This window comes from Eubacterium xylanophilum ATCC 35991, assembly GCF_000518685.1.
In the GTDB taxonomy this organism is placed as follows: domain Bacteria; phylum Bacillota; class Clostridia; order Lachnospirales; family Lachnospiraceae; genus Eubacterium_F; species Eubacterium_F xylanophilum.
On sequence record NZ_KI912476.1, the window covers coordinates 22,065 to 48,147 of the forward strand.

The 26,083-nt window shown below is 41.3% G+C and carries 18 protein-coding genes and 1 tRNA gene; 17 read left to right on the plus strand and 2 right to left on the minus strand.

Annotation, left to right across the window (positions count from 1 at the left end):
- The coding region (locus tag L877_RS14230) for a hypothetical protein (protein WP_169729796.1) at positions 1 to 203 on the plus strand (203 nt) is incomplete at its 5' end.
- Between the two features lie 23 nt (positions 204 to 226).
- Here L877_RS14230 and L877_RS0111170 read toward each other — a convergent pair.
- Positions 227 to 874, minus strand: coding sequence for a sce7726 family protein (locus L877_RS0111170; protein WP_026836145.1), 648 nt, complete (start codon positions 872 to 874; stop codon positions 227 to 229).
- A 2-nt stretch (positions 875 to 876) separates the two neighbouring features.
- Positions 877 to 1,428 carry a zinc ribbon domain-containing protein gene (locus tag L877_RS0111175; protein WP_026836146.1) on the minus strand — a complete coding sequence of 184 codons (552 nt, stop codon included), beginning with the start codon at positions 1,426 to 1,428 and terminating at the stop codon, positions 877 to 879.
- Between the two features lie 184 nt (positions 1,429 to 1,612).
- Between L877_RS0111175 and L877_RS0111180 the strand changes: the two genes are divergently transcribed.
- The 16 genes from L877_RS0111180 to L877_RS0111255 all read left to right on the plus strand — a co-directional run bounded on the left by L877_RS0111180 (position 1,613) and on the right by L877_RS0111255 (position 25,714).
- A complete protein-coding gene (locus tag L877_RS0111180) occupies positions 1,613 to 2,797 on the plus strand; it encodes an aldo/keto reductase (protein ID WP_026836147.1) in 1,185 nt (394 codons plus the stop codon).
- A 237-nt stretch (positions 2,798 to 3,034) separates the two neighbouring features.
- Positions 3,035 to 5,683: a family 43 glycosylhydrolase gene (locus L877_RS13725; protein ID WP_051437838.1), complete on the plus strand. Its 2,649-nt coding sequence runs from the start codon at positions 3,035 to 3,037 to the stop codon at positions 5,681 to 5,683.
- 152 nt (positions 5,684 to 5,835) lie between these two features.
- On the plus strand, positions 5,836 to 8,451 hold the full coding sequence (locus L877_RS0111190; RefSeq protein WP_026836148.1) for a bifunctional diguanylate cyclase/phosphodiesterase: 2,616 nt from the start codon (positions 5,836 to 5,838) through the stop codon (positions 8,449 to 8,451).
- Between the two features lie 11 nt (positions 8,452 to 8,462).
- Positions 8,463 to 10,211 (plus strand): substrate-binding domain-containing protein, encoded by a 1,749-nt coding sequence (locus tag L877_RS0111195; RefSeq protein ID WP_026836149.1) that lies wholly within the window; start codon positions 8,463 to 8,465, stop codon positions 10,209 to 10,211.
- Positions 10,212 to 10,223: 12 nt separating this feature from the next.
- Positions 10,224 to 12,224 (plus strand): excinuclease ABC subunit UvrB, encoded by a 2,001-nt coding sequence (gene uvrB, locus L877_RS0111200; protein WP_026836150.1) that lies wholly within the window; start codon positions 10,224 to 10,226, stop codon positions 12,222 to 12,224.
- Position 12,225: 1 nt separating this feature from the next.
- On the plus strand, positions 12,226 to 15,060 hold the full coding sequence (gene uvrA, locus L877_RS0111205) for an excinuclease ABC subunit UvrA (RefSeq protein ID WP_026836151.1): 2,835 nt from the start codon (positions 12,226 to 12,228) through the stop codon (positions 15,058 to 15,060).
- A gap of 19 nt (positions 15,061 to 15,079) precedes the next feature.
- The gene (yfbR, locus tag L877_RS0111210) at positions 15,080 to 15,667 is read left to right on the plus strand and encodes a 5'-deoxynucleotidase (RefSeq protein WP_026836152.1); all 588 of its coding nucleotides are present in this window, start codon (positions 15,080 to 15,082) and stop codon (positions 15,665 to 15,667) included.
- A gap of 21 nt (positions 15,668 to 15,688) precedes the next feature.
- Positions 15,689 to 16,615 (plus strand): cysteine synthase A, encoded by a 927-nt coding sequence (gene cysK, locus L877_RS0111215; RefSeq protein WP_026836153.1) that lies wholly within the window; start codon positions 15,689 to 15,691, stop codon positions 16,613 to 16,615.
- 174 nt (positions 16,616 to 16,789) lie between these two features.
- Positions 16,790 to 19,600 carry a SpaA isopeptide-forming pilin-related protein gene (locus L877_RS14505; protein WP_026836154.1) on the plus strand — a complete coding sequence of 937 codons (2,811 nt, stop codon included), beginning with the start codon at positions 16,790 to 16,792 and terminating at the stop codon, positions 19,598 to 19,600.
- A 161-nt stretch (positions 19,601 to 19,761) separates the two neighbouring features.
- Positions 19,762 to 19,834 (plus strand) — tRNA-Gly (locus L877_RS0111225).
- Between the two features lie 65 nt (positions 19,835 to 19,899).
- On the plus strand, positions 19,900 to 20,529 hold the full coding sequence (locus L877_RS0111230) for a GTP pyrophosphokinase (RefSeq protein WP_026836155.1): 630 nt from the start codon (positions 19,900 to 19,902) through the stop codon (positions 20,527 to 20,529).
- Between the two features lie 86 nt (positions 20,530 to 20,615).
- Entirely contained in the window at positions 20,616 to 21,287 is a 672-nt protein-coding gene (locus L877_RS0111235; RefSeq protein WP_026836156.1) for a response regulator transcription factor, read from the plus strand.
- Positions 21,284 to 22,531 (plus strand): sensor histidine kinase, encoded by a 1,248-nt coding sequence (locus tag L877_RS13735; protein ID WP_051437839.1) that lies wholly within the window; start codon positions 21,284 to 21,286, stop codon positions 22,529 to 22,531. Before L877_RS0111235 ends, L877_RS13735 begins: the two co-directional genes overlap by 4 nt.
- A 72-nt stretch (positions 22,532 to 22,603) precedes the next feature.
- A complete protein-coding gene (locus tag L877_RS0111245; RefSeq protein ID WP_026836157.1) occupies positions 22,604 to 23,725 on the plus strand; it encodes a LytR C-terminal domain-containing protein in 1,122 nt (373 codons plus the stop codon).
- A gap of 14 nt (positions 23,726 to 23,739) precedes the next feature.
- Positions 23,740 to 24,468, plus strand: coding sequence for a WecB/TagA/CpsF family glycosyltransferase (locus L877_RS0111250; protein WP_026836158.1), 729 nt, complete (start codon positions 23,740 to 23,742; stop codon positions 24,466 to 24,468).
- Between the two features lie 133 nt (positions 24,469 to 24,601).
- Complete coding sequence (locus L877_RS0111255; protein WP_026836159.1) at positions 24,602 to 25,714, plus strand: ABC transporter ATP-binding protein; 1,113 nt, start codon at positions 24,602 to 24,604, stop codon at positions 25,712 to 25,714.
- Positions 25,715 to 26,083 lie beyond the last annotated feature (369 nt).

Genomic DNA, 26,083 nt, shown 5'->3' on the forward strand with positions numbered 1-26,083 from the left:
GGTCCCGGGAGAGAGAAGGGGCATGCCAAAATAAGAAATATAAAATAGGCATGCCCCGAAAGTGGAATGAGGTGGTCCTAGGAGAGGGAAGGGACATGCCAAAAAGGGAAATTAATACGGATGAAAAGTTAATTTTTAAGAAATCATCCATATACACGGAAAGAATTCTTGAGGATGTGGAGAGTAAAAGACGGATGAAATGAGGAAAAGTGATATTTCATCCGTCTTAGAGTCCGCTTCGACGTTTTCTCTTAACACCAAGTTTTTTGGTATATCGTCTTTTTTTGAGATTTTTTTCTTTTCTAAAGGCTGATATGGTCTCTGCGATAGTGGTATAATCTCTATTTAACAGAGTGTCGCATATAAGTGGCTGATATTCGGCTTCGGTGGCCATATCCTTGATCTTTTGAATTAGCTTTGCCTTTCCAAAGTTATTATACTTTGGAAGTCCAAGTTTTTCTTGGATGGAAGCAAGCTCAGGACGCCATAGGATTGATAATTTGTTGGCGATTGAAGTATGGGGATTTGGAAGAGGTTCTCTGTAATAGTAAAAATCACACTTTCCATCCACTTCGTCTACGGTTATGATTCCCCAGTGTTCCGGGACATGCTCTCTGATATGATTTCCGTGAGAACCGCCACAAACTATGATATTATAATCATAATACTTGTCATAATCCCTTGTCTGGCGCTGGAGTCTGGCATAGGTATCTGCATCGCTCTTTATCTCTATTCCGTAGAGTGCGTCAGGTGTTACGAGTACTGCATCGGCTCGTGAGTTGCCAATCATCTTTTCTTCATATATTCTATGAATGGGAAACCTTGTTTCGAGATATTCGAAAAGTGGTTCCCTTATATCCTTATCATATAACATTATTACCACTCAATTTCTTCTTTGTCTTTGAGAATTTTAATATATTCTTTGTATACTCTTATCCTAATATTGGTATTAATTCCATAGGGTTTTTCTATGGAATTTAACTGGTAAAGTAGGAATCGCGGACCATTTTTCGTATTGACTAGGAGTTTGACCACTTGCCCCGGAACGTCGTTGTACTTTACATTGTCATCGATATAGCCGTAAACCTTGGCTGTCATTTCCTTGCCCTTGATGGCAATTACTATGCCATATATGATTGGCCTTAGGGTGAAGTAAAGTGCACCGATGCCGATGATAAGCGGAAGTATTGCCATGGGATTGAAACCTAATGGTTGAGCAAGCATCATCATTCCGGCTCCGCCAAATGCAAGTGCAAATATTGCAGGAAATACAATAGACCAAAAGTTTATATTAGATTCTTTGCAGTGAATAGTTGGATATTCTGTGTTGGAATCCAAGCTTGAGAGCCCCGTTGCTGTGCCACAATATGGGCAAATCTCGGTAGTTATGGGTGCGCCACAATTGGGGCAGGTTAATCCTTCTTTCATTTTTATTCTCCTTTGTTTGATATATGTTAACTCATTATATAATACCACGAAATATAAAAAAAATAAAGACTAGACAGACAAAAGAAGTTTTATTATTATAGAATTATTAGAAGGTTATTTATGGCTGGCATGCCGCAGTTTCGAAAGGAAATTATTACAAGCTTAGTGTAATAAAAGGTGATATATGCAGTATAGAGAAGATAAATCAGGCGAAAAGATATCATTGTTGGGATATGGATGTATGAGATTTTCCAAGAAGGGGAGCTCTATTGATGTGGATAAGGCTGAAAAGGAGATTATGCGTGCTATTGAGCTTGGTATAAATTACTTTGATACAGCCTATATTTATCCGGGGAGCGAGGTGGCTCTCGGAGAAATATTGGAGAGAAATAATGCCAGGGACAAGATCAATATTGCCACAAAGCTTCCGCAGTATCTCATCAATTCTCCCAAGGCGATAGATAAGTATTTTGAGGAGCAATGCAAGAGGCTCAAGACAGATCATATCGATTACTATCTCATGCATATGCTCACAGATGTTGCCTCGTGGAAAAAGCTTAAGTCTATGGGAATCGTGGAGTGGATAGAAGAGAAAAAGCGAGAAGGACGAATTAGAAATCTCGGCTTTTCTTTTCATGGCAATACGGATATGTTCGTAAAGATACTGAAAGAATATGATTGGGATTTTTGCCAGATTCAGTACAATTATATGGACGAACACAGTCAAGCGGGCAGAAAGGGGCTTATGGCTGCGGCTGAGAAGGGAATTCCAGTGATAATCATGGAGCCACTGCGAGGTGGTAAGTTGGTGGATCTTCTTCCCGAGAGAGCCCAAGACATAATTGCAGAGAATCCTAAGGGATACTCTGCCGCAGAGTGGGCGTTTAGATGGTTGTGGGAGCAACCTCAGGTGACTTGTGTACTTTCTGGTATGAATTCCATTGCCATGTTAGAGGAAAATGTTCGCATAGCCTCAGAGGTTCAGGTGGGAGAGTTTGACCATGAGGACAGGGCCATGATAGAGCGCATAAAAAATGAGATTAATAATCGTATTAAAGTGCCTTGCACCGGATGCGGTTACTGTACGCCATGCCCACAGGGAGTTGATATTCCCGGAATATTTAGATGCTATAATGAGATGTATACTGAGAAAAAAGCCACGGGTCGAAGAGAGTTTTTCCAAGTTATAGGTTTAAGGAAAGAACCGGCTCTGGCCACTCAGTGTGTGAGATGCGGAAAGTGTGAGAGTCACTGCCCGCAGGGAATAAAGATAATAGAAGAGATAAAGCGCGCTCACAAGGAATTGGTGCCACCGCCATATAGGGTGGCAATAGAGGTGGCGAGGCGTTTTGTACATAGAAAAGGCTAAAAAATGTCTTACGAACGACGTGAGTAAGACAATAATTGATATATTTACCAATAGTTGCAAAAGAGTAAATATATCAATGTTTTGACTTGATATATCATAGTTTTTTTGTGAAATGTGCTGTAATATATACTAAAGTTATTGTTATACTATGGTCGAAATGCTGTGATTGTCTATCAAGGAGAGGGAGTCAAATTGATTATTTACGCATTTTGACAATAAATGCTAAGGAGGAATAGTATGGTAGCAAAGAAAAGAGCGTTGTACTCTGTCATGACTGCTGCGTTGGCTTGCTCAATGGTATTGGGTGCGAGCAATCCACAGGTGATAAGTGCAAAGCAAAAGAAAACAAAGCTTAAGACCAAGAAAATCACTCTTAAGGTTGGTAAAAGCAAGAAGATTTTGTTCAAGAACAAGAAAAAGGGAGCAAAATATACTTTTACTAACAAGAAAAAGAAAATCGTTAAGGTTAGCAAGAGTGGTAAAGTTAAGGCTTTGGCAGCCGGAACGGCAAAGATCGTAGTTAAGGAGAAGAAGAAGAACTCCAAGAAAAAAGTCAAGATTGGAACAGTTAAAGTTGTTGTAACTGCTGCAAAGAAAAAGAACACATCAAAGCCTGCTAGTACAGCTGCATCAAAAGCTACAGCACCAGCAGCAAGCGCTGATGCAAGTAAATCAACACCAAAAGCTGCTGAGTCAGCTAATCCAACCGGAAATCCGGCAGGAGAGAGCGGCAAACCGGCTGAAAGTAGTGCTCCAACAGTAGCGCCAACAGATGTGCCAACGGTAGCACCAACAGCTGCACCAACAGCTGCACCAACAGTGGCACCTACAAAGGCACCAACAGCTAAGCCTACACAGAAGCCACAAGAAGTATATACAAGATCAGATAAAACTGGTATTCAGATTTATCTCGACAGTATTTCAGATGATAATCTTATTGGAGAAGTAAATGGAATTGGATATGAGCCAACTCCTACACCCGCTCCAACAGATCCTAGCGAAGCTACACCGGAACCAACACCGGCAGTATTGTTTAATGTAGATGGTGAAGATGGTACTTCAGGCGTTCTAAAGGGACGTTCCGGTAAAGAGGTATTTACCGTAGTTGACGGTGGTGCCAATGATACTAAAAAGGGAATTAAAGTGTCAGGACGTACAGCCGGATGGCATGGTCCACAGGTTGACATTACAGATGTAGCTGAGTCAAATAGCACATATAAATTTAGCGTTTATATCAAGCAGGACACAGGCGCATCACAGAATATCGGACTTTGCTTGGCATATTCAGATGATTCAGGAGAAAAATATCCTGGAATCAAGGAAGTTACATGCCCAAGTGGTGAGTGGGTTCTCTGTGAAGTAGAGACTAAGATTCCAGAACATGTAGGAACAATTACAGTATATGTTCAGCCGGCATATGGTGATGGAAAAAATACCATTGACTTCTGTATCGATGAATTCAACATGGTAGGAGTTGCTAAGGAGAAGCTTCTTGAAGGTGTTCCGGATCTCACAGCTGGACTTGCAAAGGCGAAAGCTGGAAATCCTGCAATCACTTCAAGACTTACTGCAGACCCATGGGCTATGGAGTACGATGGAAGAATCTACGTATATGGTACAAACGATTCTCAGCAGTACTTTGATGCAGGAAATGCGGATAATAACTATGCACGTATCAATACATTGAACTGCTACTCTTCAGCAGATCTCGTTAACTGGACTGATCACGGTGAAATCGCTGTAGCAGGAAGCAAGGGAGCAGCAAAATGGGCTGGAAACTCTTGGGCTCCGGCAGCAGCTCATAAGAAGATTAACGGAAAAGAGAAGTTCTTCCTTTACTTTGCAAACTCTGCAAATAGTATTGGAGTACTTACAGCAGATAGTCCTACAGGACCTTGGACAGATCCAATTGGAAAAGCTCTTATCGACAGAAGCGTTCCAGGTTGCTCACAGAGTGAGATAGGATGGTTGTTTGACCCAGCTGTACTCGTAGATGACGATGGACAGGCATACTTGTACTTCGGTGGTATTGGTGATACAACTGGTAAGTCAGCAGATTTCCTTACAAATCCAGCTTGTGCAAGAGTTGTTAAGCTTGGAGATGACATGACAAGTGTTGTTGGTGAAGCGGTAACAATCGATGCACCATTCATGTTTGAGGATTCAGGAATCAACAAGATTGGAGATAAGTACTACTATAGCTACTGCTCTAACTGGGCTGGAGATATCAATAGAAATTATGATGGTATTGAGTGTCCTACAGCACAGATTGCCGTAATGGAGAGTGACAATCCTATGACAGGATTCAAGTTTGTAGGATGTGTTCTCAAGAATCCAGGAAGCGTATTTGGCTCAACAGGTAATAACCACCACTGCTTCACTGAGTTTAAGGGCAAGATGTATGCATTCTATCATACAAAGGCAGATACTGTTAAACTTGGATGTAAGCAGGATTATAGAACAACATATGTGGATTTGGCTTCTGACTTCCTCGATGATGAAGGAAAAGCAATCTATACTAACATGACAAAAGATGGCGTTGATGCAGTTGGAACAGTTGATCCATATAAGACAATTGAAGCAGAGTCATTTGCTTACTCAACAGGAGTGGCAACACAGCTCAATGACCTTGAGGGCTCAAATGCTGAGTGGGTTAAGAATTACTCACTTGCAAACAATGGAAATGCTGACAGCTTCGTAGGTTTGTCAAATGTTGACTTTGGTGATAGTGGAGCTTCAAAGCTTACACTTAAAGCCGGAGATATCGTTGACGGCGAGTACAAAGATTTCAATATTAACTTGGCGAAGACTGTTACAGGAACACATGATGTGATCGTTGTGTTCAAGAACAAAGGTATTATGGTAGACTCATATAAGTTTGAGTAGACATAGTATAATATATGACCTTTCAACATGTGAAAATGCGAGGCGGATTAATTCCCCTCGCATTTTTCACGTTGTCTTTTGCACTAAAGGGTGGTATAATATTATTTGTATAGAACTCGCTTTATAGGTAGTATGAAAAAGGAGATAGGGGTATGTTTACATGGAATTTTCAGTATATATCCAAAGCGAGATTGCAGGAGACATTGGAACAATTGGCACTAGATTCCAGTAAAGGTGATATTCTCGTGAGAATCCACACGGGTGCACATCTTGAAGATGAAGCTGTGGAGATTGCAAGATTTATCAAAAAGCGAGTGCCGGGGGCGAAGATATTTGGAACCAGTACTTCTGCAATTATAAATATGGGCAAGTTGAGTGCTAATCAGTGTGTGATATCAGTCACACAAGCTTCTAGTGGGGCGATTAGGACTGCGTTATTTTCTACATTTGATGAAGAAACTGGCGAACCCTTGGCGGCGGATACACTTTGTAAAAAAGTTAAAGAAGAGATTGTTGACGATGACACTAAACTTTTGCTTACGTTTTTGACGAGTAAGTATATGGATGTATATGAATTTGTGGATCGCTGCAATGACTATTTCCCCGGTGTTCAGATGATAGGTGGTCTTGCGAATACTGCAGAGATTAGTTTGAGAGATTTCGGGGAAACAGGATTTTTATTTGATGAGAATGGATGGACGAGAAAGGGGATTATCCTTGCATCTATAGGTGGAGAAGAAGTTGAGAGTGTGACGGGATATGCCACCGGTGTTGAAGTGCTGGGGGATGAAATCGAGATCACCAACTCCTTTGGAAATTGTATTTTAGAGTTTGAAGGCAAGAATGCGGCAGAGTCTTACAGAAAAGTAGTAGGAGATACTGTTCAGAACAATCTCGAGCTCACCAATCTTTTTCCATTTGTTTACTCGGGAACAGAAGATATTCCCATAATGGTTCACTACTCTAAGGATAAGAGTATAGATGAGATGTTTGGCCGTGAGGATGTGGCTTACAAGAAAATATATGATGCCCATCCTGATATAGACACCGCTGAAGCTCGAGAGTTGCTAGTCGCCAACCATGGTGTAAAGGTTGGCAGCAAGATTAAAAGAGCATTTATATACGATGGCAAGATTATTTCAGACAACAGATCGCTTTTCCATCGAATCGAGAAATTTGACAAAGCTGAAACTATATTCGGCTATTCTTGCATAGCTAGATCTGTTATTTATTCCAACTGTGTTAAGTGGGAACTCTCAGTTTATAAGGAATCCAATATTTGTGGATGTATCACAGAAGGTGAAATTGCCCATGTTAATGGACGTAATACTTTCGCCAATTGTTCTTTTGTCGTATCAGCATTCGGAGAGAAGGAAGCTGTGCAAAAGTACAATCCGCACATCTTTTCCAACACAGAGGGATTGGCCTACGACAATGAAGCCCTCATGAATTATCTAATCGACATGGAGCGCGTATTTGCCGAGGACAAAGATCAGACGTCGTCCTCCAGTATGAGTATGTTTGTGAGAGATTGTGAGATGAAGCTTCTTTACAGCCACAAAGATAAGTTGCTCAACAGCAGTGCCCTGCGCCTAGATATCGACGTAAAGGGATATGACAGACTGTGCATCATAGATGTTCCTGATCTCATGAGAATCAGAACAGTATTCTCTGAGGGTGTTATCAATATCACCTATAAGGACTTTATCAACAAATGCTCAGAGTTTTCAAAGAAAAAGTATTATCACATCTATTCCCTGTCAGAGTGGGAGATTGCCATTGGAGCGCCGTCCTATGCTGTGAGTCTGGATAGGTTTACGGAGGATATGGAATTACTCCAGAGGAAAATTTTCGAGTCTGGGGATGATTATGTATCCATCGTCCCGACTTTTTGTATCATTGATGGTTGCAAATTCAAGGACTTGCGGAACATTTACGATCATGCGAGAATCGAGATGATGCAGAAAAATATTCAGTTTATAGTATATGAGTCTTGGGTTGAAAATATTGATGAGAAGAAGATTCGCGAAGAGTATAAGATGCTCAATATTATAAATTATGCCCTCAACAATGACAGGGTAATTCCGTATTATCAGGGTATATATGATAACAAAGCAGAAACTATCAACCATTATGAGTCCCTCATGAGACTCACAGATGAAAATGGTCGAATCTACAGACCGGGAGAGTTTCTGGATGTTGCCAGAAAGTATGGACTTTTATATGACAGAATTTCTCGGAGGATGATAGAAAAAGTATTTGATCGATTCAGGGATGAGGAAGATGTAAGTGTCAGTATCAACCTTGGAATGCGAGATATCATGACTCAGAATCTATTGGATTATATTTATGATTTCTTGTCTACAACTGCATATCCTGAGAATTTTGTATTTGAGATTCTTGAAAACGAAGATATAGATGATTATGATAGAGTTGCTGATTTTGTCGGAAAGATCCACCACTTGGGAGCAAAGGTATCCCTTGATGATTTTGGAAGCGGTTTCTCTAATTTGCAACATGTTATAAATATTGACTTTGATTACGTCAAGATTGATGGTTCGATCGTCAGTGTTTGTACAGAAAATCAGGATGCGGAGAACCTGATTGCCATCATATCCGGATGGAAAGATATTAGCAAGAAAGATGTCAAGATAATAGCCGAATATGTGGAGAATGAGGAGATTCAGAAGCTCTTAATTAGCTATAAAATCGACTATTCTCAAGGCTTCTTATTTTCGAAACCTGCTGAAATCATTGCGAAAGGGTAGGTGGTAGAAATATGGGAAAGAAAAAGGAAGACCTTGTTATAGGTATTGTGACGGGATCTCTTACCAATAGTTTTACAAGAGAGATTATAACCGGTGCAGAGAATGCCGTACCGGCGCATAGACGAGTTCGAATCGTGCTGTTGTCAGGAAAATTTGCCAATCGAAAGTATCAATCTGAAAATGAATACTGGTTTAGAAGTGTGAGTAATTGCATCTATGGACTTGCCGACACCTGCAATATGGATGGCCTGATTATTGCCAGCGAAAATGCCAAAAACGCCAACCATCCTGACGGAAATGCATTTTTAAAGGGATTCAAGGATATTCCCAAGGTTTTGGTCGCCTCAAGAAGTGACAAATATGTCACAGTTAATTATGACAATGAGTCGGGAATAAGAGAAGCACTCGACTATATGACCACAGCATTGGGAGTTCAAAATATATGCATGTTAGGTGGTCGCGATGACAATGAAGATGCAGTAAATAGAAAACGCATTGTCAGGAGATGTCTTGAAAAAAAGGGCATAATGTTCCGCGAAAGACAATATGTGGATACCAATATGTCAGATCAAAGTGAAGAAGCTGCCAAGACACTACTTGACAGAAATCCCAATGTGGAAGCTATATTTTGTGTAAATGATGCGGTTGCTGTGGGACTCTATAATGTCATGAAGAAAAGGGGATTGGTTCCCGGAAAAGACATCCTTGTATTTGGATTTGACAATACTAAGATGGCGGGAGAGATGTATCCGCCTCTGGCTTCTATTGGTGCCAGAGATGATATGCTCGGTCAGAAGGCTATGGAGCTCATGATAAGGATGATCGATGGAGAAGAAGTAGAATCAGTATTGTTGCCGACGAGGCTTTATGGTCGAGATTCTTTTGAATATCAAATGTATAAATACAATACAGTCGAATTATCTGAGGGAAGCGAAGCCTTTATATATCGAATGTTCGATGATTGCTTCTACAGATATCGCTATGAAAAGCATAAGCGTGAAGATGTTGACCTTAGGAGACTATTTTACGAGATAGTATCAAGGATGTTATTGGCCAACAAGCAGCGCTATATGGGGATAGAAGAGTTTGGAGAACTTTGGAGATTGGTGGATATTTTCTTTGCCAATGGAGCTATGAAGTACTCTGATTCGATTAAATTCATCAACAGTATTACTAGATTTCAGAACTCACTCAATGCCAATGAGAGAAGTGGAAGAATATCGGTAGATATTAACAGACTTTTTGGAAGAATGAGAGACGATGCATTTAGATCCACAGCTGAGATGCGAACAACCGACAATAGGATTCGAAGAAAAAATATGCATATTTTAAATGAATTCCTGGCGGGAAGTATGATTTATGAAACAGATGAAGATGTTGGAAACATGGTTGTTTCCAATATCACTGACAGCATTGAATTACTTGGTGTCCAAAATGCGATACTATATATATTTGAAAAGCCTTTGGAGTTCAATGTGGACGAGGACTTTGTCTTTGATAAGCGAGTTTTCCTGCGGTGCGTAATCAAGAATGGAATTCTTTATACATTTCCAAGAGATCGGCAGGAGAGAAATCTTGAGAATATTTTTATTCGCAACGAGATGGCGACAGACTGTGAGACTTCAGTGGCTTTTCCGGTATTTTTTGAGAAAAATATTTATGGAATATTGGTTGCTGAGTTGACAGAAGATATATATGAGAGAGGAGAGTATGTGGCAATGCAGCTTGGAATCTCCATAAGGTTACTTAATTCAAGATAGAAAGGGATAGTTATGAATCAGCCAAATAACGAAGAGGGTTTTTGCCTACAATCAGAATACAAGCCAACCGGAGATCAACCTGAGGCTATTGAGGCCTTGGTAAAGGGGTTTGAAGAGGGAAATCAGTTTCAGACATTGCTTGGAGTTACAGGTTCCGGTAAGACTTTCACCATGGCCAATGTCATACAGAAATTGCAAAAACCAACGCTTGTAATAGCGCATAATAAAACGCTGGCGGCTCAGTTATATGGCGAGTTTAAGGAGTTTTTTCCCAATAATTCAGTTGAGTATTTTGTGTCATATTATGATTATTATCAACCAGAGGCATACGTGCCTTCCAGCGACACATATATAGAAAAGGACTCCTCAATTAACAATGAAATAGACAAATTGAGGCACTCGGCGACAGCTGCTCTTACAGAGCGAAGAGATGTGATAGTTATAGCCAGTGTCTCCTGTATTTATGGACTGGGAAGCCCTATAGACTATCAAAACATGACAGTTTCTCTGCGACCTGGAATGATTAAGGACAGGGATGAGGTCATCAAGCAGTTAGTGACAATTCAATATACGAGAAATGACATGGATTTTCAGCGAGGAACATTTCGCGTGAGAGGCGATGTGGTTGAGATTTTTCCTGCATCCAGTTCTGATACGGCAGTCCGAGTTGAATTCTTTGGTGATGAAGTCGACAGAATCCAGGAGTTCGATGTTCTGACCGGAAATGTTCTCAACAACCTGGAACATGTAGTAGTTTTCCCTGCATCTCACTATGTGGTGGCTCCCGACAAGATGGAAAAGGCAATCGAGGGTATAGAGTTTGAGTGCAGAGAGAGAGTAAAGTTTTTTAAGAGCGAAGATAAGCTCATCGAAGCGCAGAGAATATACGAGAGAACGCATTTTGATATCGAGATGCTGAGAGAGACGGGTTTTTGTTCCGGAATCGAGAATTATTCCATGCACCTAAATGGTTTGCAACCGATGGAGACCCCACATACACTTATGGACTATTTTCCGGATGATTTTCTGATAATTGTGGATGAATCCCATATAACAATTCCACAAATTAGGGGAATGTATGCAGGGGACCAATCAAGAAAATCTACTCTTGTAGAATATGGTTTCAGACTTCCTTCGGCCAAGAGCAACAGACCGCTAAATTTTGAGGAATTTGAGAATAATATCAATCAGATGATGTTTGTGTCGGCTACGCCATCCACCTATGAAGAAGAGCATGAGCTCATGAGAGTTGAGCAGATTATACGTCCTACGGGGTTGTTAGATCCCGAAGTGGAAGTTAGGCCTGTAAAGGGACAGGTTGATGATTTGCTGGCAGAGATTAAGAAAGTCATAAAGAGCAAGGGAAAGATACTTGTGACCACGCTTACGAAGAAGATGGCGGAGGACTTGACGGATTATTACAAGGAAGTGGGTATAAGAGTTAGATATCTTCATTCCGATATAGATACCATGGAGAGAATGGAGATAATCCGTGACATGCGACTTGATGTGTTTGATGTGCTGATAGGAATCAATCTTTTGAGAGAAGGCCTTGATATACCTGAGGTCAAGCTTATTGCCATATTGGATGCGGACAAAGAGGGATTTCTCCGCTCGGAGACATCTCTGATTCAGATTATCGGTCGTGCTGCCAGAAATGCAGAGGGGCGTGTTGTGATGTATGCCGATAATTGGACGGATTCCATGAAGAATGCAATTGGTGAGACCAATAGACGTAGGAAGATCCAGGCGGAGTACAACAAAGAACATGGCATAACTCCGAAGACGATAGTTAAGCCTGTCAGAGATTTGATCAAGATTTCTACTAAGGCAGATGATGGAATAGGAGAACTTGAGAAAGATCCAGAGTATATGAGTCACGAGGAACTCATGAAGTTGATTGAAAAGACGAGGAAAAAGATGCAGAAAGCTGCTGCAGAACTTGACTTTGAGACTGCTGCAATCCTGAGAGATAAGATGATAGAATTTAAGAAGATATTAGAGGAAAACTGAGATGACATCGAAGAAAATTATTATAAAAGGTGCCAATGAGCACAACCTTAAAAACATTGATTTGAGCTTATCAAGAGATGAGTTTATAGTATTTACAGGAGTGAGTGGGTCAGGAAAATCCTCCCTTGCATTTGATACCATATATGCCGAGGGTCAGAGAAGATATATGGAGTCCCTGTCTTCTTATGCGAGACAATTCTTGGGTCAGATGGAAAAGCCGGATGTGGAAAACATATCGGGATTACCTCCTGCAATATCGATTGATCAGAAAACTACCAACAAAAATCCGAGGTCAACAGTCGGAACGGTTACTGAGATATATGACTATTTTCGATTATTATATGCGAGACTCGGTACACCTCATTGTCCTAAGTGTGGCAAGGAGATAAAGCAACAAAGCGTGGATCAGATGGTAGACGAAATCCTCAAGATGGAAGAGGGAACCAAGTTTATGGTTTTGGCACCTATCGTCAGAGGTCGCAAAGGTGAACATGTCAAGGTCTTTGAAAAGGCGAAGAAAAGTGGATATGTTAGAGTAGTAGTGGATGGAAATACATATGATCTATCTGAGGAGATAAAGCTTGAGAAGAACATAAAGCACAACATAGATATAGTTGTGGACAGACTTGTGATACGAGAGGGAATCGAGGGAAGGTTGTCAGAGAGCTTGGAGACAGCGCTGAATCTTGCGTCTGGTCTCGTAGTAATCGATGTGGTGGGAAGCGAACCGGTGAACTTTAGTCAGAGCTTTTCCTGCCCGGATTGTGGCATAAGTGTGGATGAGATAGAACCAAGAAGCTTTTCTTTCAATAATCCGTTTGGCGCTTGTCCTGTTTGCCATGGAATTGGTTATAAGATGGAATTTGATGTGGATTTGATCATACCTGATTGGTCACTCAGCATAGATGAGGGCGCTATCGTTGCTCCGGGATGGCAGTCTGTGGTGAAGGAAGGAAGTTTTTCCAGAAGTGTGCTCAGTGCCGTGGCTGAGGAGTTTGGGTTTGACTTGTCAACTCCATTCAAGGATTATACGGAGGATGTCAGGAATATTATCCTATATGGAACAGGCGGTATAAAAGTTGAAGTTCACTACGTTGGACAGAGGGGAAGAGGAGTTTATAATATTGCATTTGAGGGCCTGATAGAGAATATCAGGAAGAGATATAGAGAGACCGGCTCGGACAGTCAGAAGCAAGAGTATGAGCAACTCATGAGGATCACACCTTGTGAGGAGTGTGGGGGAAGAAGACTTAAGAAGTCCTCTCTGGCAGTTACGATTGGTGAAAAAAATATTGCCGAGATATGCGATTACTCCATAAAAGAGCTGAGAAAATTCATGGAGGAGCTCAAGCTTAGTGATCACAAGTTGAAAATCGGAAAGCAAGTTTTAAAAGAAATCAATGCAAGACTCAAGTTCCTAGTTGATGTGGGACTTGATTATCTAAATCTCGCAAGAGCTACGGGGACGCTTTCTGGCGGAGAAGCCCAGAGAATCAGACTTGCAACTCAGATTGGCTCGGGCCTTGTGGGAGTTGCATATATACTAGATGAGCCGAGTATAGGATTGCATCAAAGAGATAATGGCAGATTAATCAAATCTCTAAAGGAGTTGAGAGATCTAGGAAATACCCTTATTGTGGTTGAACACGATGAGGAGACCATGTTTGAGGCAGATACAATTGTCGATATAGGACCCGGTGCGGGAGAGCGAGGCGGAGAAGTTATAGCCGTGGGAACTGCACAGGAAATCATGGAAACAAAGGGGTCTATCACCGGCGAATATTTGTCCGGACGAAAGTCGATTCCTGTTCCCGACAGTAGAAAAGAGCCCAAGGGCTTTATTGAAGTCATCGGAGCAGAAGAAAATAATCTGAAAAAGATTGATGCAAAGTTTCCTCTGGGAGTTATGACTTGTGTGACGGGAGTTTCAGGATCCGGTAAAAGTTCTCTTGTGAATGAGATTTTGTTTAAGTTTTTGGCTAAAAAGATCAACCGAGCGAGAGTCATCCCCGGAAAGTGCAAAGACATAAAAGGATATGAGGAAATCGACAAAGTTATAGATATCAATCAGTCGCCCATCGGTAGGACCCCTAGGTCTAACCCGGCCACCTATACAGGTGTATTTGACATGATTCGAGAGCTCTTTGCCACATCCGTTGATGCCAAGGCAAAGGGCTTTAAGAAGGGAAGATTTAGCTTTAATGTCAAGGGCGGAAGATGCGAAGTTTGTAAGGGCGATGGAATCATCAAGATAGAGATGAACTTTCTCCCGGATGTTTATGTGCCATGTGACGTCTGTCACGGAAAACGCTACAACAGAGAAACTCTAGAGGTGAAATACAAGGGAAAGAGCATTTTCGATGTTCTTGATATGACCGTGGAGGAGGCGCTGGAATTTTTCAAAAATATTCCGCGAATACACAAGAAAATTCAGACCTTATACGATGTAGGGCTTGGATATATAAAGCTTGGTCAGCCATCCACTACTTTGTCAGGTGGAGAGGCACAGCGTATCAAGCTTGCGACGGAACTGAGTCGAAAGAGTACTGGCAAGACCATGTACATTCTCGATGAGCCGACAACGGGACTTCATTTTGCCGACGTGCACAAATTGGTAAAAATCCTTCAGAGATTGACAGAAGGAGGAAATACGATTGTTGTCATAGAACATAACCTCGATGTAATCAAGACTGCCGACTATATTATAGATATTGGGCCAGAAGGCGGCGACCGAGGGGGAACGATTATATCAAGCGGAACACCGGAAGAAGTGGCTGCTTGTGAGATGTCTTACACCGGACAGTATTTGAAAAAGATTTTAAAGATTAAGGATTAGTGAGAGGAGGAAAAAGTATATGAGAGATTATACATTTTTTGCCCTTATGGCAAGGATGAAATATATAGAAAGGTGGTCACTTATGCGAAACTCGGCCCGCGAGAACATAAGTGAGCATTCCATGGAGGTAGCTATGTTGGCCCATGCACTCGGTGTTATCTCCAATGAGAAGTGTGGTAGCAATTATAATCCGGAAAAACTAGCGCTCATGGGACTTTACCATGACGCAAATGAGATAATAACGGGAGACTTGCCTACTCCTGTCAAGTATCATGATGAGGATATAAATATTGCCTACAGCAGAGTGGAGGACGTGGCATCTGAGGAGCTTTTGAACAAGTTGCCAGACTATATGAGACCTTACTACGAGCCACTTTTCTTCCCTAGAGATGATGATAAGGACTGTTGGAAAATAGTCAAGGCAGCAGATAAATTATCCGCACTAATAAAGTGCATTGAAGAAGAAAAGGCAGGAAATCACGAGTTTGATACCGCATATCTGACAATAGAGAAGGCGTTGGTGGAGATGGATATGGAGGAAGTCGACATATTCATGAACTGGTTCCTCCCATCATACCACAAAACTCTTGATGAATTACAGGAATAATATTGACATGAGGAGAAAGAAATGGTAATCAGTAACATACTTGACATTGTTGGACATACACCGCTAATTCAGCTCAACAAAATGGTTGGGCCGAATAGTGCAAGAGTTCTTGTTAAGATGGAAGCGTTAAATGTGGGTGGATCAATCAAAACAAGGACTGCTCTCAATATGATAGAGGCAGCAGAAAAAGCCGGGAAAATTGACAAAGATACTATTATAGTTGAACCTACCAGTGGCAATCAGGGAATAGGATTGGCATTGGTGGGAGCAGTTAGAGGATATAAGACGATAATAATTATGCCGGATTCAGTGAGTATCGAGCGCACGAAGCTAGTTGAACACTACGGTGCGGAAGTCATAAGAATTCACGATGATGGTGATATTGGTCGCTGTATAGACGAGTGCCTGAAGTTGGCTCTCAAGATGCAAAAAGAGAATCCTAAGGTGTTCGTACCACAGCAGTTTGAGAATCCCAACAATACAATGATTCACAAAAATGCAACGGCCGTAGAAATATTGCAAGATGTAGACTGCAAAATCGACGGCTTTTGCAGTGGAATAGGAACGGGTGGAACGATAACCGGCATCGGAGAGGTACTAAGGGAGTCAAATCCCGACATAGAAATCTGGGCAATAGAACCAGAAAATGCAGCTATTCTCGCCGGTGGAACCGTAGGAACCCACATTCAGATGGGAATAGGAGATGGCATCATTCCGGCCATTCTCAACACAGAAATATATGATCACATCCACGTGGTGGGCGACGATGAGGCGATAGAAACTTCTAAGAGATTGGCCAGTGAAGAGGGACTCATGGTTGGTATTTCAAGTGGAACAAATGTGGCAGCAGCCCTAAAACTCGCAGAAAAGCTAGGACCGGGAAAAACAGTAGTGACTGTATTGCCGGATACAGCTGAGCGCTATTTTTCAACAGAGCTATTTTCATAGATTTTATATTCCGGTTGTGCTTGAAAAATGCCTTACAAAATGGTATAATTATACTAATAATTGTATCTGAAAAAAGTATTTAAAGCATCGGAATATTTTTATGCAAATATTCCGTCGAACATCTGTTATAGAAGGAGTTGTATGTGGCAGATGTAAAAAACGGAGGAAAAAGCTATGGAAAGGTATATTAGAAAATCAAGGATGAGGACAGTGGCTGTCATTGTTATATTGGCAATGTTTGTCGGAATATTTTCTTTCTTTATGTTGGGGAGAGAGGAAAGAGTGCTTGCCGAGAATAATTTTGATGCGGCAAGTGCGGTGAATTATAGCACTGTGCTCGGGCGCGGTGTCGACTTTGGAATCACATCAGGGGAATTTGTGCAGACTAACCACATGGAGACAACAATTGCCACAAAGATGTTTAAAAATGGTCAGGATGGATCAGGACAGAACAATAACGATATTGACTTGGCAGGAACTGAGCCGGTACATATCATTATCGCTGATGTGTATGAGGACAGTAAAGTCGTATTTGGAAAAGCAAATCAAGATAAGCCAGATATGGTTTACAATATCGAGACTACAAAGGAAATAAGGGAAAACATCCAGAACAACAAGCATAGCAATTGCCAGGCCACAATGAAGTTTTACGAATCAACGAAGGCGGCAATCAATGCAAATATCGATGCCATTATCGGGCATGCAATCGATGAATCCAACGAAATGAAGGCCAAGACGCCTTTGAATCTCAAAGAAATCAAGAATTATAAAAGTCCGCATTATTATCTCAATCTCAGTGCAGATGAATATGACGGAAAGACTGTTTATGTTAACGTAGGCCAAGATAGTGAAATAGCTGAGGCAATCAAGGGAACAATGAATGTTCACATAATCAAACGCCCGGACACTGTTGTCGTATTCAACGTAAGCGCCGAATCCAACGAAGGAGAACAGTTTTCGATTAGCAAATATGGTGTCACAGAGGTAAGTAAAGCCATAACCGATTGGGGTAAGTGTATGGAAGAAGTGAACTCATCAGAGGTGGGCTCCGGAGACCAAACACATTCAGGTAACGACTCCGAACACAATAGAAATATCGACAACCAGATATGTAAGAAAATAATCTGGAATATTTTTAATGCGAAAAATGTTCGCATAGACAATACAGCCGGTGCATTTCTCGTAACCGAGAAGAGTGCCGATGTCTCTGTGGGATCTAGTGCAGGTTGGCTCGTCACTCCAGGTTCTGTTGTCAACCACTCAGAGTGGCACTTCATAAATCATGACAGATCTAACGATGTAAATGACGGAGAGGGTATCGGTCAGATGCACTTTGCCATGAACAAACGCTTTACCGATGAACTGAAAAAGGGGTTGACAGAGAATACCACAATAGGCATGAAACCTAACCAGTATTCCTTCAAACTCTCCCAGTCCAATGAATCATTCTCACTTCTTGGTAATACTATGTCAACAGCCTCAAATGATGAGAATAGCAAGGTTAAATTTGATACTTTGAAGTTCAGTCAAGACGGAACATTTTACTATATAATCCGAGAAAATAATCCCGGAACTGTAAATGATGGAATAGAAAATTCCAACGGTGAGATCGATATTACAGTTAAGGTATCCACCAATGACGAAGGAAAACGTGTTATAAAGGTCAGCTACAAACAATACCTCACACTTGATGACAAGAAGAGCGGAAAAGTGTATAAGGAAAGCAATGACGATATCATGTCGGGAGTTGAGTACTCGCTGGGTGGTTTTTATAATCGAGTGGTCAAGGATGAGCCCACACCTACACCGACAGTGAAGCCAACAGTGAAGCCAACGGCGACTCCGACGGCGACCCCGACGGCTACGCCAACAGTGAAGCCTACGTCGACACCAACGGCTACGCCTACATTGAAACCGACAGCGACACCAACGGCGACTCCGACGGCTACACCAACAGTGAAGCCAACAGCGACACCAACGGCGACCCCGACGGCTACACCAACAGTGAAGCCAACGTCGAAGCCGACGGCAGCCCCAACAACGAAACCAACGTCTAAGCCGACGGTAGCGCCAACAACGAAACCGGCGTCTAAACCAACGGTAGCGCCAACAACGAAACCGGCGTCTAAGCCAACGGTAGCGCCAACAACGAAACCGGCGTCTAAGCCAACGGCAGCACCAACAACGAAACCGGCGTCTAAGCCAACGGCAGCACCTACAGTGAAGCCGGCATCGAAGCCAACGGTGGCCCCTACAGTGAAGCCAGCATCGAAGCCAACGGTAGCCCCAACAGCGAAACCGACGTCTAAACCGACGGCAGCACCTATAAGTCAGCCTACAGTTGCCCCACAAAAAGAGTCTCCAAGTGCACCGGCAAGCGATGAAACGGAGGGGCCTAAGTCTGAGGTTGATATTAATGCCAAAGGAAAAACTGGAAATCTTGTCATCAAGATTACAGATGAGAAGACAGGAGAGGACGTTGAGGGTGCAGAAGTTGAAGTGACAGGTCCAGATGGCAAGAAGAATACATATATCACCGATGCAAAGGGAACGATCACTATTAGAGATACGAGCGTAGGTGATTATGGAATTGTTGTTAAGAAGGTACCTGAAGGGTATAATGTAAAAGAAAACAAGCAGATAAATGCAACTGTAACTGAGGGGGCAACGAGTAATGCGATCCTCAAAGTAAACAAAGGCACTGCCACATCGACAGAAGAAGTTGATGAAGAAGATGCTGATGACAGTGATGAGGATGACGATGATTCCAGTGACTCCAGCGGTGGAAGTAGTAGAAACAGCAAAGGATCAAGTTCTAATGGAAATTCATCGAATTCTAGATCGGGCAACAGTTCTGTTTCTTCATCAGGTGCGCCACAGACAGGAGACTATATTCCTATGACATCATTGTATGCTCTGATGTTCATATCTTTGTTTGGTATTGGATTGGTTGTATTTGCTTTAAAGGTTGATTATAAAAGATAGTTGATATAATGGGTTGAAATACGGATGAAAGACTAAAATTAGTTTTTTCATCCGTATTCCCCCCACCCCTTACTACAAAAAAAATTTCAAATTTCCTAAAAAAACTTGTTGACAACTGTGGGGAATGTGTGTATAATTGTATTTGTTGCTGACAGTGACATGCGCGAGTGGCTCAGTTGGTAGAGCACAACCTTGCCAAGGTTGGGGCCGCGGGTTCGAGTCCCGTCTCGCGCTCTGAACAGAAAGTCTTTATGGCTTTCTGTTTTTTGCTATATATAGATTTTTTAGGAAGGTATATTATGAGTGAGATAGATAAGGAATATTATGGGCAGTATTGGAGTATAATAAAGAAGATTGAAAAGATGGTATTGGACTATCTTGAGAGTATTCTTGAATCCTTGTCGACAGATGAGGAGCACGCTTTGGCAGAACATGTCAGAAGTAGGATAAAGCGCTCAGAGAGTTTGATTGAGAAGCTTGAACGCAAGGGTTTGACAACGGACGTCAACAGTGCGATTAAGAATATAACAGATGTAGTGGGTGTCAGGGTATGTACTCATTTTGTGGGCGATGTCTATACAATATTTGATGCCCTAAAGGAATCAGAGAGATGGGAAATTGTCAAAGTTAAGGACTATATATCTATGCCCAAGGAAAATGGATATAGAAGTTTGCATGTGATTTTAAGCATTCCCATCACTGAGGATTTGATAGATGATGGTTTTAGCGGGGATCGAATTGAAGATGTTAAAGTGGAGATTCAGCTCAGGACTATTGCAATGGACAGTTGGGCGAGTCTAGAACATCAGATGAAGTATAAAAAGGATATCAACAATACGGAATTGATTATAAGTGAGTTGAAGAGATGTGCCGATGAGATGGCATCAACTGATTTGACCATGCAGGCCATTAGGGAGATGATTGTCTGATTATTGGAATATTTTTCAAATCACGGAATAATCACAATTCTTTGATAAGATGGCGGTAGACTACTAATCAAAGGAAGGTATGGGACATGAAGATACTTTATGCAGAAGATGAAAAGCAATTATCTATGGCAGTTGCCGAGATTTTGAAGATAGAGGGATACCAGGTTGACCTTGCTGAGGACGGCGAGGAAGCGTGGGACCATCTCGTACAAAATGACTATGATGCAGTTATTCTTGATATTATGATGCCCAAGATGAGTGGCATGGAGGTATTGGAGAAGATGCGCGAAAATTCTGACTTTACGCCGACTATTTTGCTGACGGCGAAAGCGCAGACTGAAGATAGGATTAATGGGCTTTCGGCTGGAGCGGATGATTATCTTGCCAAGCCTTTTGAGATGGGAGAGTTGTTAGCGAGACTTGGAGCGTTGATTCGAAGGAGCAATCAGTATCGCACCAGGATTCTCAGAAAGGGTAATATCGAACTTGATTGTGAGACCAATGAGGTCAGGACAACTATGAGTGGGCTGAGACTTAGCAGCAAAGAGGCTGAGATGTTGGCACTTTTCATGAAAAGCGAAGATGTTAGTTATACTCTCGACGAGCTTCGAGATAAGCTCTGGGAGAATGAGAATGACCTAGAGACAGTTAAACTTTATCTGTCTTATTTGAAGACGAAGTTGAAGCAGCTTCATGCTGATATTACTATCGAAGAAGATGGGGGAGGATATAGATGCGTCGTTTCCGCAACAAAATGATTTTAATTGTATTCTTTTCTATGGTGTCAGTTTTTGCCGCGGTGGCAATAGTGGCCAATATTTCGGCATCAATAATATACTCTTATCAGGCAGATGGTTTGACGAGGGTGATTATGGACAATGACGGCGAACTGCCCAAAGTAAGTGAATTTTACAAGTTTGATGTTTCGGAAGACGTTAAGACCCTCATAGGTTACAATGAGGAATCAGCCTATAGAACTAGGTATTTTACAGCGAAAGTATCCGAGGATACGGGGAGAATAGTCATGGATTACGACCATATTATGGCAATTAATTCCGAAAAGGGAAGTAAAATGGTCCGCGCGGTTCAGAGCATGCGTGCGTCCAGAGGCTATTATGAACATTTTAGATATTTAAAGGTATCGGCATCGGGAGTGACAAGGATAGTATTTCTCGATTGCACAGAGAGTTTTAGAACTCTCAATATGATGACAATTATTATTCTCGCCATTTCTGGAACTCTGACATTGTTGGTTACGCTCGTGGTTATAATGTTTTCCAATAGGGTTTTGCGTCCATTTGAAGAAAATGCCAACAGACAAAAGCAGTTTATCACGGATGCGAGTCATGAGCTGAAGACTCCCTTGGCAATTATCTCTGCGAATTCTGAGGTATTGCAGTATAAACACGGAGAAAATGAGTGGACTAAGAACATTATTGCTCAGACGAAGAGGATGGGAGAATTGATTAATCAGCTTTTAACCTTGGCCAAATCTGAGGAAATAGAAGACAGTAGAGTTATTACAGAAATTGATTTTAAGGAATTGGTTGAGGGGACGATGGATAATTTTGTCGGAATATTTGAACAAAAGGATGTTTCGATAAATACTGTTATGGATGAGGCCAAGATTCTAGGTGATTACGAGCAAATCAAGCAGACGGTGTCAATTCTCATGGAAAACGCCAGTAAGTATGTGCTTGAAAAAGGTGAATTAGATGTGATTCTGAAAAACAATGACAGAAATGTCATGCTCCAAATCGGGAATACTTCTGATATTTCAGATGATGTGGAATTTGACAGACTATTTGACAGGTTTTATAGGCCGGAACAGTCCAGGAATTCTTCGAAAGGCGGGTATGGTATAGGACTTTCGGTGGCGAAGAATGTGATTCAACAGCACAATGGAACGATTAAGGCCAAGAAAGAGGGAGATAAAGTTGTATTTACAGCGACTTTGCCGGCTCATAGGAAAAAAAAGCGTGTCAGAAGCACAAATAAATAAAAATCCTTGTGCATTTAATCATTTTTTGATACAATATACAAGTGAATTCTATTTGAAGGAAAGGTGCCAGGGATGAATGGAAAACGTGCGCTTAAAATTGCGCTTAGAGTATTTATAAAAACAATATTGGTTATTGCAATTTTTATTGGAGTAGGTGTGGGGAGTTTTCACCTTACAAATCTCTTTTTTAAGGCTACCGAACGCGATGAGAGAAGTACAAAGTATGAGCATGTAATTGCGGTCAATCCAAGTTCGGAATCTGCCAATCTTATCTATAGTCATAACAAAAAAGAAAATGAGATAAAAGCAATTGTATTGGAATTATTTGACCAAGAGACGGGAAATCTCGATTATGTGACGATTCCTAATAAGACACAGATTTCGCTATCTCCAGAGTCATATGAGTCCTACAAAGAAGTTAGCAAGTACATGCCTCAGATAGTTACAATGCGTGATATTTGTAAATATTTTGAGGGCGATGTCGCTTACGAATATGGTATTATGTTGCTTCAGGAAGAACTCGATGTGGAAATTGGGTACTTTACTGCACTTGATTCGGTTGAGTTCAACAAGCGATTTGAGAAAAAAGATGATGCCTTTAGACCTTCACAGGCCTATATGGACGCTGTTGGAGCCAATAAGGACAAGGAATCTCTAACGGAGTTTCTTGAGTCTGAGTGGGATAATGTAATCTCTGACATTACTTTGGATCAGAAGCTCAAGTATGTTGATTCATATTTGAAGATTAATCCTAAGAATATTTATGCTCATAGGGCATATGCAGAGGAGATGAAGGGTGTCGCGCTACTTGATGCCAAGAGGACAAGTAAGCTCATCAACGGAGTTTGGGATCAAGGTGCAAGAAAAAGCACTCAGACTTCAGCAGATGGTGGTAAGAAGAGCAAGGTGAGTTCCGTGTCTGACAAGTCGATTCAGATCACAAATGGAAGTCAGATTGACGGACTTGCACTTAAGTATAAAAACAAACTTGAGGCAGATGGACTTAGCATCGCCGGAATTGGAAATTATAGTGGTGGTCTGCAGACTCATACCATTATTTATGGTAATAAGAAGAAGTGGGCCAAGGCTCTTGCCTCATATTTCAAAGATCCTATTATTGAGCAGGGTGAAGATCTCACCAATAGTGCCGATATAGAGATCGTTATTGGAACTGAGGACGATATCAAGGAATAAATGAGTGGAGAACCATGTCAAGCAAATTAAACTACAAAGACATAGAGGTTGATATCCTTTACAAAGATGAATTAAAGCGAAAGGTAGAGGATTATCTGGCCAATGAAAGTGTCAATGTTGTTGAACTGGTTTCTATGGATTATTTGAGTGAGTATTGCGAGGATAATCATACATTGGAGAAACTTAGTGAAACAGACTTAGTGCTTCCCGGCGATAGGGAGGTACTTCTAACATTGTCTCAGGACGATGTTGAAAAACTCGAAAATGATAACGTCGTAGTGGATTATAAAGCCGCTGGGGCGGTACTTAAGGACGGACTATTTGACGGAAAAAAGTTGTATTTATCTTGCAGAAATCGCAAGGAAGCTTTTTTTATGCAACGCTATTTGAAGGCTCATTATCCTCTGATGGAGATAGTGAAGATTCAGAGCGAGGAGTCCGGTAGAGCAGAGGAAGCCATAATCAATGAGATTAATACATTGCTTCCGGATGTTGTTATTGTCTCTATGAGCGAGTATGGATCTGACGATTGGGTTTTTAAGAACAAGGCAATGCTCAATACTAAGTTGTGTATTTGCATTGGAAGTGTAATGGACGTGATATTTTATGAAAATGTTCACATACCAAAATTTTTCAAGTTTATACATATGGAAAAATTCTATTCATATATGTTAAAACGCCCGTATAAAAGGAGTGTCAGAAGGAGAGATAGAACTAAAAAGAGTGGTTTGAATAATGTCTGACCACAAAATCTTGGTTAATCTCCACAAAGATATAAAAATTATTTTAGACATTTTCAACATTGTCTAATTTTTCAAAATAGTGTATAGTATTCTACATAAGCAAGAAAATACATTTCCAGGAGGAATAAAAAGAATGGCTAGTTTATCATTAAAAAACATTAACAAAGTATATCCTAACGGTTTCCATGCGGTTAAGGACTTTAACCTTGAGATCGAAGATAAAGAGTTTATCATCTTCGTAGGACCATCAGGATGTGGAAAATCAACAACATTGCGTATGATCGCAGGTTTGGAAGAGATTTCAGACGGTGAGCTTTGGATCGGTGACAAGCTTGTTAACGACGTAGAGCCTAAGGACCGTGATATCGCAATGGTATTCCAGAACTACGCTTTGTATCCACATATGTCAGTATTTGACAATATGGCATTTGGACTTAAGCTTCGTAAAGTGCCTAAGGATCAGATCGATCGTTTGGTACATGAGGCTGCTAAGATTCTCGATATTGAGCATTTGTTAGACCGTAAGCCTAAGGCTTTGTCAGGAGGTCAGAGACAGCGTGTTGCTATGGGACGTGCTATCGTTCGTGATCCTAAGGTATTCCTTATGGACGAGCCTCTTTCAAACCTTGATGCTAAGTTGCGTGTACAGATGAGAATTGAGATTTCTAAGCTTCATCAGAGACTTGAGACAACAATTATCTATGTAACACATGACCAGACAGAGGCGTTGACACTTGGTACACGTATCGTTGTTATGAAAGACGGTATTGTACAGCAGGTAGATAGCCCACTTGATCTTTACATGAGACCAAACAACTTGTTCGTTGCTGGATTCATCGGATCACCACAGATGAACTTCATTGAGGCTAGAGTGGTTGTTCAGGGTGCAGACGTACTTCTTATGTTTGGTTCTAATACAATCAAACTTCCTGAGAACAAAGCTAAGAAGCTTATCGAGGGTGGTTATGAAGACAAGATGGTTATCTTTGGTATTCGTCCAGAGGACATCAAAGATGATGAGTCATTTATCAATAGCTCTCCAGAGACTGTTATTGAGGCAACAGTTAAGGTATACGAGATGCTTGGTGCAGAAGTATTCCTTTACTTCACAGTTGAGAACAATGACATTACTGTTCGTGTTAACCCACATACACCAGCTCGTCCTGGAGACACAATCAAGATTGCTCTTGATGCAGACAAGATTCACTTGTTTGATAAAGAAACTGAAGTTACGATTACAAACTAAAATATATGTTCGTTTTTTCTCTTTCTGTAAAAGCTACAGCTTCGGCTGTAGCTTTTCTATGTTTGCGCGCCATGGGCGCGCTCTAACGGGTGCAAGTCCCGAACACGCCCAGATAGTGGGAAGTGTATAGCTGAACAGCAAGGGTGTCCATCGTGAGGTGGAATCTGAAGGAAGCTGCAAGCAAATCTCTGGTCCGACGGACAGAAATCACATATAAGGCTAGGCTACGAGAGATAAGTTGGCATAAAACAACGAAGTCTAATAACTATCACATTTGTAGTAGCAGAGTAAATGTGGCGGATATATGGAGAGAAAGAGCGTGCACCTTAAGCGTGGAGGTCTCACAGAGGTTCCATTAGCCTAGTAACA